The following is a 15,933-nucleotide window of genomic DNA, read 5'->3' as shown; positions in this document are numbered from 1 at the left end:
ACGATGCGCGAATCCACCACCTGGCTGCGGTGCCCCGCGCCGCTCACCGACCCGGACGTGCGTCTGGTGTGCTTCCCCCACGCGGGCGGCTCCGCCGCCATGTTCCATTCGTGGGGCGGGCGTCTGCCCGGCGTCGAGGTGCACGCTGTCTGCTATCCCGGCCGCGCGCACCGGATCGCCGAACCACCGCCCACCGACCTTCGCCGGCTCGCCACGCAGATCACCGACGCGCTGGTGCCGTTGGCGGACCGCCCGCTGATCCTGTTCGGTCACAGCATGGGCGCGGCCATCGCCCTGGAGACCGCTGTCGCGCTGCAGGAGCGTGGGATCGAGCCGTTCCACCTGTTCGCGTCCGGATCGCGCGACGCGCCGTACCCAGGGCCGGAGCAGTTGTCGGACCCGGACGACCTGAACGACGCGGCGGTCGTGCAGCGCCTGCTGACGCTCGGCGGCACCGACCCGGAGTTGGCCGCCGACCCCGAGTTCCAGGAGTTGGTCCTGCCGTACGTGCGTGCCGACGGCCGGATGTTCCACGCGTACGAACCGGGCGCGGGGCCGATGCTGCGGTGCCCGGTGACGACGATCGTGGGCGACGCCGACGACGACGCCGACTGCCGCCCGTGGTCGACGCTGACCACCGGGACGGTCCGCGCGTACGGTGTCCGTGGCGACCACTTCTACCTGGTGGCCGAGCCGCCGCTGGCGCTGCTGGGCGACTGCCTGCCCGCGCCGGTGAGGAGTGGGCCGTGACGATCACCTCCGCCGCGCTGGGATCTGTGACCACCGGCCTGCCCCGTTCGCCCGCCGACGATGTCGGTCCCGTGGACGGGTCGCCGCGCCGGACCGCGGCGGACGTCCTGGCACTGGTCGAGCGGCACGACCTGGAGATCGTCCGCTTCCTGTGGGTGGACCACAACGGGATCCTCCGGGGCAAGGGCGTGGGCCGGGAGGTGCTGCCCGGCCGGCTACGGTCGGGGGTGCCGCTGTCGGTGGGTCGCCAGGCGGCGAGCCTGCTGGACCAGGCCCAGCCGGTGCCGGGGTTCGCGGTGATGGACGAGGTGCGCATCTCCGCCGACCCGGACACCCTGGCGCTGCTGCCGCACGCGCCGGGCTCCGCGGCGATGCTCGGTGACCTGCTCACCAGGGACGGTGCCCCGTGGGGTGCGTGTCCGCGAGCGTTCCTCCGCGACGCCGTGGCCGAGGCCCACCAGGAGGGGTACGCCGTCGTGGCCGCGTTCGAACCGGAGTTCACGCTGCTGCGCGACGGGGTGCCGTTCGACGACGGGCTCACGCTCGACAACGAGGCGTTCGACGTCACCAACGGCTACGTGATCGCGCTGATCCGCGCCCTGCGCTCGGTCGGTGTGGCGGTGGAGCAGTACCACCCGGAGACCTCTCCGGGCCAGCACGAGGTCACGGTCCGGCCCGCCCCGGCACTGCGTGCCGCCGACAACCACGTGTGGCAGCGGATACTCACCCGTGGTCTGGCCCGGCAGCACGGGCTGCGCGCCACGTTCGCCCCGGTGCCGCTTTCGGGGCTGCGCGGCAATGGCAACCACCTGCACGTGTCCCTCTGGCGCGACGGCAACGCGTTCGCCGCGCCCGGGGCGGGACTGTCGGACGTCGCGCACCACTTCATCGCCGGGGTGCTGACGCACCTGCCAGCGCTCACCGCCCTGCTGTGCCCCAGTGTCAACAGTTACGCGCGGCTGGTGCGGGGCAGGTGGGCCGGTGCCTACGGGTGTTACGGCTTCGACAACCGCGAGGCCGCCGTCCGGGTCCCGTCGGTGCTGGGCGGCGACGAGTCCGGCACCACCAACGTCGAGATCAAACCATGCGACGGCACCGCCAACCCGTACCTGGCGCTGGGCGCCGTCATCCATGCCGGGTTGGACGGGGTACGGCGGCGGCTCGATCCAGGCCCGCCACTGACCGTCGACCCGAACACCCTGTCCGACGCGGAACTGCGGCGCCGCGGGGTCACCGTCCTGCCCGCCAGCCTGGCTGAGGCGGTTGCCGCGTTGGAGCGCGACGAGCTGTTGATGTCGGTGCTGGGTTCGCCCCGCCGGGACCTCTACACCGCGATCAAGCGCGCAGACGTCCGCGACCTGGCGGCGATGCCCGAGTCGGAGGTGTACGCCCTGCACAACACCCGGTTCTGACCCGGATACGCAGGGTTGCCGACGCGGCAATGCGTCGGCAACCCGTCGAGGCAACCCCTGTGCCGGCACGCTGTCACGCGGCCCGTCGGCGTGGCTATACTCCTTTTCAACCACATACCGTCGGTGGCAATGCCGAGTCATTACCGGCGGTCATACCTGCGGCGCTTGATGTCGGTTGTCGGAGACCTTGGCCTTGGGGGTTGGAGATGCTGCAGCAGTCCGAGTTCGGGCCCCGGCTTCGCGCACTGCGCGAAAAGCGCGGCCTTTCCCAGGCGGCGCTGGCAAAGGGTGGAATCTCCACCGGCTACCTCTCCCGCCTCGAGTCGGGGGCCCGGCGTCCGACCCCCCGTGTGGTGGCGTACCTCGCACAGCGCCTCGGCGTGCCGGCCTCGGTCCTGGAAGACCCGAACGCCGACCCGGTGAACGTCGTGCAGGCTTCCCCGTTCACCCAGATCCTGGCCGCGATGATCTCCGCCAGCGGTGACGACCGCGTCGCCGAACCACTGGCCGAGGCGCTGCGTACCGACGGCCAGCGAGACCCGGCCGAGCGTTGGCAGGCGCTCTGGCTGCTCGCGGAGATCCGCGGTGACGCCGGCGAGCGCGACGAGCAGCGCCACCTGTTGGAGGAGCTGGTCAAGCTGAGCACGCAACTCGGCGTCGCGCCGCTGCTGGCCCGCGCGCAGACCCAGCTGTCGCGTTGCCTGCGCACCCTCGGCGACACCACCGGCGCCCGGGAGTACGCGCAGCAGGCGCACAGCATCGCCGACGAGCTGTCGCTCACCGACCGCGCGGCGACCCTGCAGGCCCTCGTCTCCGCGCTGGCCGAGGCGGGCCAGCTCGATGAGGCCCGCACCCATGCCGACGAGTTGTGCCACCTCACCAAGCCTGCGGGCGGGACGCTGCACGTCGAGGCGCTCTGGTCGGCCGCGACGGTCCGCACCCGGCAGGGTGACCACGCCGGCGCCATCGCGTATCTGGAGGAGGCGTTGTCCGGCGCGAACAGCCGCAACGACCTGCAGCTGTGGATCCGGCTGCACCTGGCCGCCGCCTCGCTGTATCTGCAGATCACTCCGGCGCAGCCGTCGCAGGCCCGCACCGCACTCGATGCTGTCGGCCCAGTCCTGAACCTGATCGGCACCGAGCGTCAGCACCAGGAGTTGCAGAGCCTCCAGGCTCACCTGGCGTTCGCCGAGGGGCGGCTCGACGACGCGCGCGTGCTGTGCGAGGCGGCCGCCACCCAGCGGTCGCTGCTGTCGTTCCGCGATCGGCTCAAGCTCGCCGCCCTGCACGCGCGCCTGTCCATTCTGGGCGGTGAGGCCGACGGCGGCATACGGGCGCTGCAGGACCTCGCCCGCCAGGCCGACGAGGCCCACAACGTCGAGCTCGCCGCCGAGCTGTGGCGCAACCTCGCGGAGACCCTGGCCAAGCCGTACGGTGACGGCCCTGCCCTCGCCGGCCGAGCCGCCACCGGCTGAACCGGTCCGGTGCCCGTTCGCCCCTCGGCGGCAGGCCATTTCAACATCGGTCAGGCGGCGCAGACACGGCGCAGCGACCGGCCGAACGCCTCGATGTCGGCAAGGCTGTTGTAGTGGTGCACCGACGTGCGCACGAACCGTTCGATCCCGGCCGCGGCCAGGTACAGCGGAGTGTGCGCGCCCACGCCGACCCAGGTGTTGAGCCCGTCGTCGGCGAGGGCGTCACGGATCCGTTCCGGCGGCAGCCGGTCGTGCGTGAAGGACGCGATGCCGCCGTGTCGGCTGCCGGGCATCAGTGGCCGGGCACCGGGTGTCTGCCGAATGGTGGCGGTCAGTGCCGCGTACACCTCGGCTGTCGGCGCCGGCGACGCGGCGCGGGCGTACTCGGCGGCGGCGAGCAGGCCGAGTATCGCGGCGTTGCCACGTTCGGCGGTCTCGAACCGGGCCGCCGTGTCCACGTCGCACCGGTGCTCGTGCAGCGACAGCGCCTGCGCGACGTGCAGGTCGTAGAACACGGGGTCGATCCGGTCCCACAGGTCGGGGCGTAGGTAGGCGAAGCCGGTGCCGCGCGGGCCGCGCAGGAACTTGCGGCCCGCCGCGGTGAGCGCATGGCAGCCGATCGCATCGACGTCGAGGCGGATCTGGCCCACCGTCTGGCACGCGTCCACCACGTACACCGCCGCGGAGCCGGCCAGCAGCGCACCGATCTGCTCGACCGGCTGGATCAGCCCGACCGCCGACGGCATGTGGACCACGGACACCAGCGCCACCCGATCGTCGAGGTGGGCGCGCATCCACTCCAGGTCGAGGTCGCCGGTGCCGCCCACCGGGATCACCTCGAGGGCGCACCCGCGGCGAGCGGCGAGCCGCTGCAGGGCGATGAGGTTGCCCGCGTACTCGTACGGGGTCGTCCAGATTCGACTGCCCTGGGGCAGGGTGAGATGGCACGCGATCCGGCACCACGCGTCGGTGGCACTGGCGAACAGGGCGATGTGCGCCGCTTGCGCACCGACAAGGTCCGCGAGCACGGCGTACACCCGGTTGGTGAGATCGTCGGCACGGGCCTGTTCGGCTTCGTACGGCCCGGCCGTGGCCTCCGCCTCGAGGTAGCCGGTCATCGCGGCCGTGACGCCGGGGGCCGGCAGGCCCGCGCCGGCGGTGTTGAGGTGGATCATGCCAGCCGTCATCGTCGGGCCCTGGCCGGTACGGGCGACTCCGCGGGCTCCGGCGGCGCCGCCACTGGCCGTGCTGGAGCGGGCACCGGTGCCGGCTGTGGTTGCGGTGGCGGCGTCCACGAGTGCCTGGCCAGCGCGGCGATCTCGGCGAAACTGCGCTGCCCTGGGTCGCCGGGATCGCCGCCGGTGCGACGCCACTCGCGGTATTTCCCGGCGTAACTGATCAGCGTTTCCTTGTCCCTGCGGCCCGGCGAGCGGGTCATGATGCCAGCCCACATCCCGTCCCACAACGCGTAAGCCGGATCGCCGAGCAGGATCCGGTGGGCCTTCTTCATGTTCCAGAAGGGCACGCCGGTGTTGAGGTGGTGAACCAGGTGGTAGTTGTCGTTGTGGCGCCCCAGCAGGAACCGTTCGATGGCCCAGCCGTGGCGGTTGCGGGTCATCAGGATCTGCCTGTTCTCGCTCTCCGGCAACGGGAAGTGTTCGGCCAGTTCGGACAGCCAGCCGATGGCGACCGCGGTGGTGAACAGCGGCACAATCCAGAACAGGACGAATTCGAGCAGGTAGCCGCCGGACACGATCGGGGTCAGCAGCACCGTCCATACTCCGAGCAGCAGCCAACGCTCGGCCCGCAGGCTGATCGGCATCGAGACGGCAATCTGGTCCTCGCGGAACAGCAGCCGGTCCTCCACCACGTAGCGGACATACTCGAGGGTTCGCAGACCCAGAGCCGCAAGAAGAATGTTGCGCAGGAAGAAGGCCCGGTTGGAGCCGCCCGGATCGTAGATGCCGCACTCCACGTGGAAGCTGTAGTCGGGGTCCTTGTCCCGGTCACCGAGGTAGCGGTGATGGAGGCCGATGTGTGAGCTGCGGTAGGGGTTGTGCATGTGGAACACCAGGTGCCCGGTGAAGACCGTGCTGAGCACCAGGTTCAAGGTCTGATTGCGTGCCAGCACCTTGTGCGACGCTTCGTGCAGGAGGTTGACCAGGGCACGCTGGGTGGACCCGATGAGCACCAGGGACACCGGGTAGAACCAGTACGACACGCCCACGCTGAGGTACACGGCGAATGCCACGACCGCGTAGTCGAAGAGGACGCCGAGTATTCCGTGGTGGTTGTCCAACCGGCACAGCTTGCGCAGCTCGCGCCGGATCTCGGGAGACAGCTTGCTGAAGTCGAGGTCGGTGGGCGGGCTGAGGGTGTTCACCGAGGCCATTCGAGACTCCTCGCAGAGGGCACGCGCCGGAATGTGCACGTGGCAAAAGGCCGCCAGCAGTGGCGAACCCAGCGCCCGCTGGCGACCGGCCGCGGGACCAGCCGGCGGCTGGCGGAATGGATGGCGAGCTGGGACAGGGTGGCGCTCAGCGACGACGGTAGAGGACGGCAACGTCTTTGACAATGCTGTTGCCTGACGTTGACAAGGCCGCTATTCCACGACTACGGTCAAGCCACCAAGAGGCGCTGGGGGGATCACATTCGTGATGCCGCAACCCGTCTGCATTCTGCCGTGATTGCGTGTCTCGGCAGATGTGAGTCGATGCCGAGTGGCACCGCCTCCCACACCTCAGGGATGAGACATTGGATCAGCCGCAGTTCGGTCGACGCTTGAGGGCCCTCCGATTGGGACGCGGACTGTCGCAGGCTGCACTCGCGGGGGATTACATCTCCACCGGCTATTTGTCGCGGCTGGAGTCGGGCGCCCGGCAACCCACGCCACGTGTGGTGGCATACCTGGCAGAGCGGCTCGGGGTCGAGGAGGCCGCGTTCCTCTCCCAGCCGATGTCGGCAACACTGGCAATCGTGCTCGCCTCGGTCACGTCGGGTGTGCAGACCGACAGCGCCGAACGCGTGGCCGAGGCGCTCCGCCTCGACGACGGACGCGCGCCGGAGCTGCGCTGGCAGGCCCTGTGGCTGCTGGCCGGGCTGCGCAGTGACGAGGGCGCGCACGAGGCGGCGTACGCGTTGCTGACCGAGCTGCTCGCGCTGGCCGAGGAACTTGACGTGCCCGAACTGCTGGTGCGCACGTGCACCCGGATGTCGCGATGCCTGCGGGTCCTCGGCGACATCGTGAAGGCCCGCGAGTACGCCGAGCGGGCCGTCAAACTGTCCACCGCGCTCGCTCTGCCGGACCGGACGGCCGCCCTGCACGTGCTGATCCCCACCGAGGCCGAGGCGGGCCGGCTGAGCGAGGCACGCCGGCACGCCGACCTGCTGTGCGCCCTCACCGAAGGCACTCCGGGCACCGCGTACGTGGAGGCGCTGTGGGCATCGGCGACGGTCAGCATGCGCCAGGGTGACTACCGTGCCTCGCAGGAGATGCTGGAACAGGCGCTGCGACTGCTGGACAGCCACGAAGATCTCAAGCTGTGGGTGCGACTGAGGCTCGCCGCTGCTTCGCTGTATCTGCAGAGCACCCCGGCGCAGGTTGCGGAGGCACGTGCCCGCCTGGAGGAGGTCGCCCCCGTGCTGCGGATGATCGGGTCCGAGCTGCACCAGCAGGAGATGCTCTCCCTGCAGGCACACCTGGCGTTCGAGGAGGGGCGGTTCGCCGAGGCCCAGGATCTGGCTGGCAGGATCGACGACTCGGACGGGCGCCTGTCGTTCCGGGATCGGCTGCGGATCGAGGTGCTACGCGGCCGACTCTCCATCGTCGGAGGCGACACCGAGGCCGGCATCGCGCACCTGCAGCGGCTGGCGCACAACGCCACTGCGGCGCACAACCTGGAGTTGGCGGCGGAGGCCTGGCGCAGTCTGGCCGAGACGCTGTCGGCGTCGGCCAGGCTACGGGGAATGAGCGCACGACCACCGGCGAGCAGCGGAAAGGACGGTTGAGATCGTGGGAGAGACGCAGATCAGGCCGATGCGGGTCGAGGACGTGCCAGCCGCCGAGCGAGCCTCGGCGGCGACCTTCTTCGAAGGCGACCGGCTCAGCCGCCGGGTGAGCGAGCCGGAGGTTCAGCCCCGGTCCGCCGCGGTGGGCAAGCAGTGGATCGACCGGATGTCGTACCTCGTGGAGACCGATCCGGGCGGCTGTTGGGCGGCCATGGACGGTGACGACATGGTCGGCTTCGCCATCTCGCAGAATCGGGAACAGGTCTGGTATCTGGCCACGTATGGCGTGCTGCCCCAGCACCAGGGGCGCGGGCTGGGCCGACAGCTGATGGACGCCGTCCTGGCCCATGCCGATGGGCGTCCGGGGCTGTTCTCGTCGACAGTGCACCCCGGGGCCACCCGCCGCTACCGGTTGGCGGGTTTCCTGCTCTATCCGCAGATGCGCATGGTGGGCACCGTGGACCGGTCCACGCTGCCGACGGTCTCCGGCCTGAGCGAGGGCGACGAGAACGACATCGAGTGGATGGATCGGCTGGACGTGAGCCGGCGCGGCGCCGGGCACGGCCCTGACCACGAATACATGATTCGCCGGATGCGTCTGGTGGTGTCCCGGCAGTCGGGTCGGCAGGGGTACGTGTTCATCGACGAGGATCTCGGGCAGGCGAAGCTGCTGGCGGCCGAGGACCCGCAGACGGCGTCCTCGCTGCTGTGGGAGGCGCTGGCCTCGTCGCACGGGCCGACGCTGATCAACTGCATCACCACCGCCAACCACTGGGCGATCGACGTGGGGCTCGCCGCCCGGCTGGACATCGGCCAGGAGGGCTATCTTGCGCTACGGGGCATGACGGAACCCACGCCGTACCTGGCCAGCGGCCACTTTCTCTAGTCAGCGGGGCCCGAGCCGTCCGGTGTGGGCGGCGTCGCCACGGCGGCGCCGCCCACACCGGGCAGCCTCGTCAGAAGTAGGTCCGGACGAAGTCGACAACGGTTTCGCCCCGCACGACCGGGATCAGCTGCCACTTGTCGAAGGCCGTGCACGGGTAGGACAGTCCGAGCATGACCCAGTCCCCCACCGCGAGCCCGTGCCCGGCGGGCAGCGTGAGGAAGGCGTGCTGGTCGTTGACCGCGCGGATGGCGCAGTCGGCCAGCTCACGGATCTCGCCGTCGACGCCGCGGACCAGCTGCGGTTCCGGCGGCCAGGCATCGAACGACAGGTCCCGTTTGCCGGCGGTCAGCAGGGCCAACCCTGGCTCCGGCATCGAGGTGACCCGCGCCCACAGCTTCAGGGCCGGCCGTAGCGAGCCGTTGGCGGCCTCACCCCGCGAGAACGGGGACATCCACCGGTAGAAACCGTCGTCGTGGGTGACATAGCATCCGCTGCGCAGCACGGTGGTCACCGACATGCCCGGCCACGGCCCGCCGAACACCTCGGCGACCTGGTCGAAGAAGCAGCTGCCCCCTGCGGTGAGCAGGATCTCGTCGGTCTCGAACAGTCCCTCGCGATGCAGGGCGATGGTCAGGTCGCGCATTCGGTGCAGGAATTCGTTGACCACCGAGATGCTGTGCGGCGACGGGTCGTTGACCAGCACACCCTCGTAGCCCCCCACCCCGATGAGACGCAGGAGTGGGCTGGCCGCGGCCGCGCGGGCCACCGCCGTCGCTTCGGCCACCGACCGCGCCCCGGCCCGTCCGGAAGTCCGGCCGACCTCGACCAGGACATCCACCGGCGCGGCGCCCACCTGACGCAGCGAGGCCTCCATCTGGGTCACCACCTCGACCGAGTCGACGAAGCAGACGAACTCGAACCCGGGGTCCGCGGACCGTTCCTCGTCGACCCAGCGCAGCCCGGCACTGTCGACCAGTTCGTTGGCGAAGATGACCCGGGACACCCCGAAGGCGCGGTACACCCGCAGCTGGGCGGTGTTGGCCGCAGTCAGCCCGTACGCCCCCGCCTCGATCTGGCGAGCCCAGAGCTGCGGCGCCATCGTCGTTTTCGCGTGCGGGGCGAGCTGCATTCCCCGGTCGGCGCACCACTTCGCCATCGTGGTGAGGTTGTGGGTCAGGGCGTCGTCGTCGAGCACGAGCATCGGCCCGAGGAATCCGTCCTCGAACAGGTTGAGCCCGCGTTCCGCGGCGTTGGCGATGGTGCAGCCGTCCAGCGCCACCGGCAGCCCCTTGTACCTCCAGGTGATCAGCTCCTGGCGGATCGCCTCCACGGCCTCGGTATCGATCATGTTTAGCCCTCCCACGAGACGATGCGCTTTGCCAAAGCTTGCCAGACTTGGCAACGACCAGCAATCGGCGAACGCCGAGCCGAGGTTGCTGCTGACTGAAAGTAGTTCTCATACTGCGGATTCAGGCGTTGCCAGGGCTGGCAAGGCTTGGCAATATGGCTCTCAAGACCGGCGGCGTTGGCCAGGCGCCCAGACGTGGAGCGTGTGCACCTCCCAGGCTCCACGCGGGCAGAGCCGTCGACTCCGACAAGGAAGGGCAGGACCAGGTGACTCACACCATCGAGAACCCCGTCAACACCCGGGTCCGGATCCGGCAGGTGGCGGGCAACATCGGCGCTGAGATCCTCGGCGTGGACGCCTCCGAGGACCTCAGCGACGATGTGATCCGCGAACTGAGGCAGGCGCTACTGACGCACAAGGTGATCTTCATCCGGCGTCAGGATCTGGACTACGACCGTCTGGTGGCGTTCGGCAAGCGGTTCGGCACCCTGACCCTGGGGCACCCGATCTACGGCGGCCCCGAGGGCAAGCCGCTGCTGCGGGAGATGGACTCCCGCGGCGAGGGCACCCGCGCGAACTACTGGCACGCGGACTTCACCTACATGGACAACCCGCCGGCCTTCGCCTTCCTGCACAACGTGGTCTGCCCCGAGGTCGGCGGCGACACGATCTGGGCCAACACCGGTGCGGCATACCGGGACCTGCCGGAGGGACTGCGCACGCTGGCCGACGGACTGCGCGTCGTCCACTCCAACGATTCGGACTTCACCGACGCCACCTACGACGGCGACGTGCGGACCAAGTACCTCAAGAACCGCTTCGCGGCCGAACACCCGGCCGTCCGGGTGCACCCGGAAACCGGCGAGCGCTGCCTGCTGCTGGGCGGGTTCGCGCGGGCTGTCACCGGCTACACCCCGCAGGCCGGCCGCGACCTGCTCCGGATCCTGACGGAGTACGCCACCAAGCCCGAGTACACGGTGCGCTGGAAGTGGCAGAAGGGCGACCTGGTGATCTGGGACAACCAGGCGACCCTGCACTACGCGATCAAGGACTACACCGAGCACCGCCGCGGTGAGCGGGTCACCGTCGCCGGCACCACCACTGTCGGTGTCGACGGCGCTCCCGCTGTCACATTGCAGGGCAACACCTCCGACTTCGTGGCGGGCGCGGGCATGTAGCCCACCGCCAACGTGAGCGGGGCCAGTTCCCCGGGTGTGCGCCGGTCCGCCGGCGTACACCCGGGGTTCGCCGTGTCACCGGCACCCGGCGAGCCGCCATGGGATTCATCAGGCGGCGGGGGTGGTGGAACACGACGACGGCTCCCGGCGGGACCGGGAGCCGTCGTGTCAGTCAGTCCAGGAGTGTCGGCAGCGGGGACAGGCAGCGCCGCTCAGGGCAGCGGGACCGCCGCCGAGGCGGCGCGCTCACCGGGCGGCACCTGGACCACCGCGTCCAGGAACGGGGCGGCGATCCGCTTCAGGTCCACCGGCTCGTCGCTGATGACGTACCCGGTCAACTGCCGCTCGTGGCGCCGGCCGGGCACATACCCGAGCATCAGTCCGGGCCCGCTCAGGTGCGTGCCGGTCATGACCAGGTCAGCGAGGTCGCGGCCCTCGGGGTCGTGATTGTCCTGCGACGGCACCGGGTGGAAGCCCATGGCGACCTTGAATGGGAACAGGCCCATCTTGGTCAGGTGGCCGTACAGGTTGGGTTCATCGCCCAACGTCACCCACTTGAAGCCCTTGTCGCGGGCCACTCGCATCGCCCCGAAGTAGAGGGTGCGAGCCAGGCTGGCCCGGCGCCACTCCTCGGTCACGGCGGAGAAGCGGATGCGCACCGTCTCCTCGTCCGGGCATTCACGGACCAGGCACCCGCCGGCGATCTCCGCGCCGTCCATCGCGAAGACGCCGTAGTACTTGTCCGGACCGTCGAGCATCGCGTCCCGGTACCGGCACGCGATAGTGATTCCGTAGGTCATCTCCGCCACACGCGAGCGGTACAGGTCCAGAAACCGGTCGAGCAACGGCGCCGGCAGGGTGTCGTGGACAGTCAGGGTGAGCGCGGCCTCGGCCCGCTGGATGGAGCGCCTGATGTCCTGGCGTGGCTTCGTGGCCAGCCGGGCCAGGAACTCCTCCTCGTCCGGGCCGAGTTCGGCGCGCCACGACAGCAGTTCCGGCTTGTGGACGAAGCCGAGTCCGGCGAGTTCGGGCAGGAGATCGTCCGGGGGGTTTGGCAGGCGTACCACGTCGATGTGCTTGTCGCTGCCGCGCCACGGCCGCTGCGCCACCTCCTCCGGGACGATGTCAGCGACAGCCAGGCCATGGTGGTCGGTGATCCGCACAGCGTCACCCCCTCGTCTCGGCCAGGACAGCCGTCGCAGAGTCGCCGACCGGCTCCGCTGCCACGTCGATGCGGTACCGGCGCGCAATCTCCGCGCATCGCTCGGCCACCTGCGCCTCGGTCGCGGCCCGGATCAGCACGATGCCGGCGTAGACCGAGGAGTCCACCGGACCGGCGAGGTGGTCGCCGACCTTCGTGCTGATCTCGACGTACTCCACGCCGGGCGCGGAGCGCAGGTCGGCGGCGGCACTGATCGCGGTGACAGTGCCCACCGGCCGGGGCAGCATGTACTGGATCATGTAGTCGGATCGGGACGGGACGTCCAACTCGACCGGGTCGCCGATGGACGTGGCGATGAGGGCGTCGGTGGTGTCCACTCCGTACTGGTGTTCAAGCTGGAGAGGGATTCCGCCGCCAGCGGTCCGGCAGGCGATCTCACCGACCAGGTAGCCGCGCGAGGACTTGAGAACCTCCAGGTGGGTGACGCCGTCGGGGAGCCCCAGTGCGGTGATCACCCGATCGTGCAGGTCGCAGATCAGGCGGGCGTCGGCGTGGTCGTCCGGGAGCGTGTACGAGCCGATCACGCCGCCGAGGCTGTCGAGGACCGGGGCGAGGTAACGGGAGGCGGCGGCGAACACCGCCTTGCCGTCGACGACGACCCCGTCGCAGTGGAACTCGGTGTCGATGTCGACGAACTCCTCGGCCAGCATCGGGCTGTCCAGGTCGCTCAGACGGGCCAGGGTCTCCCCGGCCATGATCGACTTGGCGTGCTCGGTGTCGCGGACGACGAACACGTTCTCCGAGCCGCCGCCGAAGGCGGATTTGAGCACGTACGGCCAGCCCAGCTCGTCACCGACGGCGACGAGCTGACCGAGCGTGTTCACCCGACGGAACCTCGCCACCGGCAGCCCGGCCGCGGCGACCTTCTGCTTCATCACGAACTTGTTGGAGAACGCGTTCGCCACGTCGAAGCTCGGCCCGGGGATGCCGAAGTAGGAACGGATGAAGCCTCCGGCAGGGACGCTCCACTCCGACGGGGCGACCACGTAGTCGAAGGGATTACGCTCCCGGATCCGCAGGGCGGCCGCGCGTACCAGATCCAGGTTCTCGATGGTGTCGACAACCTCCAGGTCGGTGCCCGCGTCGTACCAGTCGAGGTAGCCGGGCATGGAGATGACCGACAGCAGGATGTCGTCCCGTTCCTGGAGTGCGCAGCCGACGGCCTTGCGACCCGAGTTGATCAGCAGCACGTTCTTCATGTCACAGCCTCTTCCTCACGGTCCGACAAGGGCCGTGGCGTCAGCGCAGGCCGGCGCTGTATGCGGAGGTGTCACCGGCGATGGTGACGCTGGCCTGGCCGTCGATGCCGACCGGGGTCTGGCCGATGGTCGTCAGTCGCTCGCCACGACGGCGCTCCCGGCCGTAGTCGTAGATCGCGTAGTGCATCGTCGCCTGGTTGTCCCAGATGACGAGGTCGCCGACGCGCCACTGCCAGCGGACGGTCTGCTCGGGCTGGGTCACGTACTCCTGCAGCAGCCGGATGAGGTCGCGGCCGGCGGCCGGGGTCATCCCCACGACGCTGCGGGCGAAGCCGCCGAGCAGCAGCGCACGCTCGCCGGTCTCCGGGTGCACCCGGACAGCCGGGTGCTCAGCGACGTAGGCGGTGGACACGTAGTCGTCGCGGTGGTCCACGGTGTCGTCGGTGAAGTCGGAGTCGTTGCTGTGCAGGATGCGCAGCTCGTCGGCGAGTGCGCGCAGCGGAGCGGGCAGCGACTGGTACGCGGTGACGCAGTTCGCCCACATCGTGTCCCCGCCCACCGGCGGAATGATCTTGGCATGAAGGAGGCAGAACGCGGGTGGGCGCTCGATGAAGGTCAGGTCGGTGTGCCAGTGGTTTGCCTTCGTGCCATGGGCGGAGTCCATCTCGCGCAACGCGGGACGGCGCTCCGGTGCGGCGTAGATGGGGTGGCTGAGCGTGAGCTCGCCCAGCCGCTCGGCAAACGCCTGCTGGCTGTCGTAGTCGAGGTTCTGGTCGCGGAGGAACACCACCTTGTGCGCCAGCAGGGCGGCACGGACGGCGGCGACGGCGGCGTCGCTGAGCGGTCCGCTGGTGTCGACACCACCGATCTCGGCGCCGATGTTGCCCGCGAGCCGGGTCACGGTGACGGACGATGGGGCCACGAGGGTCTGCGCCACGGTACTGCCTCTCTCTCGGATGAGTGTGGGTGTGGATTGCGCCTGGCTCGCCTGGCACGCACAAGGCCTGGCCATTGTTGCCAATCCTGCGAAGCGGGAGCACCCCTCATCGCGCCACCATCGTGACCGCATTGCCAAGATTTGGCAAGGCGTGGCAACATGACTGTCGACGGATAGCCGCGCCGGACGATTTCCCCAACGGAGTCCGCCGCACCGCCAAGGCCCTGCCCGACACAGCGAGAGCCGCACCCGGCCGCGACGGCGATGGGAAGATCATGAGAAAGTTCTGGTTGTACACCGGAGCGACGGCCATCTCCATGGCCGGAAACACGTTCCTGTACCTGGCCGTGCCCTGGGCGCTGCTCGAATCCACCGGCTCCAGCCTGCTCGCCGTCACGAGCATGGCCGCCCAGACCGCGCCCTTCCTGCTTGCCCCGCTCCTCGGCGCGTTCATCGACCGGCACGACCGGCGCACCCTGTTCATCGCCGGCGAGATCGTCCAATGTGCCGCCGTGGCGATGATTCCCTTGCTGCTCCTGTTCGAACAGGTCGCCCTGGTCTTCGTCATGCTCGCCGTCATGGGCCTGGCCAAGGTGGTCTCCGACGTGGCAGGCGACTACGGCCTGATCCCCGCCCTCGTTCCCCGCGAACGGCTCGACCAGGCAGCCAGTTGGTTCAACTCCGCGCAGCTCGTCGCCCGGTTCGCCGGCCCTGCCCTGGCCGGTCTGACCATCGCCGCCGCCGGCGTCACGTGGGCCCTCATCATCGACGCCGGCAGCTTCCTCGTCACCGCCGTCGCCGCCCTGTTCCTACCCAAGGTGCGCACCGTCATCGAACGCCACGGCCCCACCATGCGAGAGCAGATCCGCGAAGGGATCGCCTACTTCCGGGCCCGACCAGACCTGCGCCGGCTCACCGCAGCCGTAGCCCTCTACAACCTCGGCGCCGGCGCCGTCGAACCCACCATCCTCACGATCGGCACCAACCAGTGGAACTGGTCCCCTGGTGCGCTCGGTATCGCCGTCTCCTTCGGTGCCGTCGCCGCTGCCATCGGCTCCTGGGTCAGCCCTCTGGCACCGAACGGGCCGCACCGACGCCACCTGCGCATCGGCGTGTGGCTCGGCGTCGCAGCCCTCGGCTCCGTCGGCCTGCTGCTCGTCGCGCCCATCCTCGTCGTCATCGCGTTCTGCCTGCTCTGCTTCGGCGAAGGCGGTGTCAACGCCACGACCATGGCCTACCGCCAAGCCGAGATTCCCGCCGAATTGTCCGGCCGGGTCAACGCCGTCATCCGTACCTTCATCACCGGCACCGTGCCGCTGTCGTCACTGCTGCTCGGCCTCACCGTCGGCCTCACCGGCTCCGTGTTCGTCTTTCTGCCCGCCGCCGTCACCGCCGTACTGGCCGTCGTCATCTGGACCAGATCGCCCACCCGCACCAGCCGGTCCACCGACGCCAGACCCGTCCGGACGGAGACCCCCGCCATGGCCCACGCCGTGCCTCAGGAAACGGTGGGGTGAC

At 69.8% G+C, this 15,933-nt stretch carries 13 protein-coding genes; 7 read left to right on the top strand and 6 right to left on the bottom strand.

What is annotated here, in order from left to right:
• Positions 1-3: 3 nt before the first annotated feature.
• The 3 genes from KBX46_RS12840 to KBX46_RS12830 all read left to right on the top strand — a co-directional run bounded on the left by KBX46_RS12840 (position 4) and on the right by KBX46_RS12830 (position 3,637).
• Complete coding sequence (locus KBX46_RS12840; RefSeq protein ID WP_210792656.1) at positions 4-750, top strand: thioesterase II family protein; 747 nt, start codon at positions 4-6, stop codon at positions 748-750.
• Positions 747-2,162 (top strand): glutamine synthetase family protein, encoded by a 1,416-nt coding sequence (locus KBX46_RS12835; protein WP_172862006.1) that lies wholly within the window; start codon positions 747-749, stop codon positions 2,160-2,162. Before KBX46_RS12840 ends, KBX46_RS12835 begins: the two co-directional genes overlap by 4 nt.
• Before the next feature lie 206 nt (positions 2,163-2,368).
• The gene (locus KBX46_RS12830; RefSeq protein ID WP_210792655.1) at positions 2,369-3,637 is read left to right on the top strand and encodes a helix-turn-helix domain-containing protein; all 1,269 of its coding nucleotides are present in this window, start codon (positions 2,369-2,371) and stop codon (positions 3,635-3,637) included.
• Between the two features lie 50 nt (positions 3,638-3,687).
• On the opposite strand, the gene KBX46_RS12825 is transcribed toward KBX46_RS12830, so the two are convergent.
• Together KBX46_RS12825 and KBX46_RS12820 are read right to left on the bottom strand one after the other, a co-directional pair.
• Positions 3,688-4,824 carry an aminotransferase class V-fold PLP-dependent enzyme gene (locus tag KBX46_RS12825; RefSeq protein WP_210792654.1) on the bottom strand — a complete coding sequence of 379 codons (1,137 nt, stop codon included), beginning with the start codon at positions 4,822-4,824 and terminating at the stop codon, positions 3,688-3,690.
• On the bottom strand, positions 4,821-6,029 hold the full coding sequence (locus KBX46_RS12820) for a fatty acid desaturase family protein (RefSeq protein WP_210792653.1): 1,209 nt from the start codon (positions 6,027-6,029) through the stop codon (positions 4,821-4,823). Before KBX46_RS12820 ends, KBX46_RS12825 begins: the two co-directional genes overlap by 4 nt.
• 362 nt (positions 6,030-6,391) lie before the next feature.
• Between KBX46_RS12820 and KBX46_RS12815 the strand changes: the two genes are divergently transcribed.
• Positions 6,392-7,645, top strand: coding sequence for a helix-turn-helix transcriptional regulator (locus tag KBX46_RS12815; RefSeq protein WP_088947619.1), 1,254 nt, complete (start codon positions 6,392-6,394; stop codon positions 7,643-7,645).
• 4 nt (positions 7,646-7,649) lie between these two features.
• Positions 7,650-8,531 (top strand): GNAT family N-acetyltransferase, encoded by an 882-nt coding sequence (locus KBX46_RS12810; protein WP_210792652.1) that lies wholly within the window; start codon positions 7,650-7,652, stop codon positions 8,529-8,531.
• A 70-nt stretch (positions 8,532-8,601) separates the two neighbouring features.
• On the opposite strand, the gene KBX46_RS12805 is transcribed toward KBX46_RS12810, so the two are convergent.
• Entirely contained in the window at positions 8,602-9,879 is a 1,278-nt protein-coding gene (locus KBX46_RS12805; RefSeq protein ID WP_210792651.1) for an alanine racemase, read from the bottom strand.
• A 266-nt stretch (positions 9,880-10,145) separates the two neighbouring features.
• Between KBX46_RS12805 and KBX46_RS12800 the strand changes: the two genes are divergently transcribed.
• Positions 10,146-11,057 (top strand): TauD/TfdA family dioxygenase, encoded by a 912-nt coding sequence (locus tag KBX46_RS12800; RefSeq protein ID WP_210792650.1) that lies wholly within the window; start codon positions 10,146-10,148, stop codon positions 11,055-11,057.
• A 212-nt stretch (positions 11,058-11,269) separates the two neighbouring features.
• Here the strand turns inward: KBX46_RS12800 and KBX46_RS12795 are convergent, their stop codons facing one another.
• From KBX46_RS12795 to KBX46_RS12785, 3 genes are read right to left on the bottom strand one after another with little or no spacing between them, the layout of a single operon-like run.
• Positions 11,270-12,220 carry a GNAT family N-acetyltransferase gene (locus KBX46_RS12795; RefSeq protein WP_210792649.1) on the bottom strand — a complete coding sequence of 317 codons (951 nt, stop codon included), beginning with the start codon at positions 12,218-12,220 and terminating at the stop codon, positions 11,270-11,272.
• A 4-nt stretch (positions 12,221-12,224) separates the two neighbouring features.
• Positions 12,225-13,478: an ATP-grasp domain-containing protein gene (locus tag KBX46_RS12790; RefSeq protein WP_210792648.1), complete on the bottom strand. Its 1,254-nt coding sequence runs from the start codon at positions 13,476-13,478 to the stop codon at positions 12,225-12,227.
• A 40-nt stretch (positions 13,479-13,518) separates the two neighbouring features.
• Positions 13,519-14,379 (bottom strand): TauD/TfdA family dioxygenase, encoded by an 861-nt coding sequence (locus tag KBX46_RS12785; RefSeq protein ID WP_197699617.1) that lies wholly within the window; start codon positions 14,377-14,379, stop codon positions 13,519-13,521.
• A 311-nt stretch (positions 14,380-14,690) separates the two neighbouring features.
• Here KBX46_RS12785 and KBX46_RS12780 point away from each other — a divergent pair, with 311 nt between their 5' ends.
• A complete protein-coding gene (locus KBX46_RS12780) occupies positions 14,691-15,932 on the top strand; it encodes an MFS transporter (protein ID WP_210792647.1) in 1,242 nt (413 codons plus the stop codon).
• The last annotated feature ends 1 nt before the right edge of the window (position 15,933 follow it).

The sequence above is a fragment of the Micromonospora sp. C81 genome (assembly GCF_018070425.1).
Classification (GTDB): Bacteria; Actinomycetota; Actinomycetes; order Mycobacteriales; family Micromonosporaceae; genus Micromonospora; species Micromonospora zamorensis.
The sequence above is the reverse complement of the archived record's forward strand: the minus strand, read 5'-3'. Positions and strand labels throughout refer to the sequence as shown.

Excerpts from the sequence above, each read along its gene's own strand:
- KBX46_RS12830 (WP_210792655.1), top strand. The coding sequence starts at position 2,369 with ATGCTGCAGCAGTCCGAGTTCGGGCCCCGGCTTCGCGCACTGCGCGAA.
- KBX46_RS12790 (WP_210792648.1), bottom strand. The coding sequence starts at position 13,478 with ATGAAGAACGTGCTGCTGATCAACTCGGGTCGCAAGGCCGTCGGCTGC.
- KBX46_RS12820 (WP_210792653.1), bottom strand. The coding sequence starts at position 6,029 with ATGGCCTCGGTGAACACCCTCAGCCCGCCCACCGACCTCGACTTCAGC.
- KBX46_RS12825 (WP_210792654.1), bottom strand. The coding sequence starts at position 4,824 with ATGACGGCTGGCATGATCCACCTCAACACCGCCGGCGCGGGCCTGCCG.
- KBX46_RS12805 (WP_210792651.1), bottom strand. The coding sequence starts at position 9,879 with ATGATCGATACCGAGGCCGTGGAGGCGATCCGCCAGGAGCTGATCACC.
- KBX46_RS12840 (WP_210792656.1), top strand. The coding sequence starts at position 4 with ATGCGCGAATCCACCACCTGGCTGCGGTGCCCCGCGCCGCTCACCGAC.
- KBX46_RS12780 (WP_210792647.1), top strand. The coding sequence starts at position 14,691 with ATGAGAAAGTTCTGGTTGTACACCGGAGCGACGGCCATCTCCATGGCC.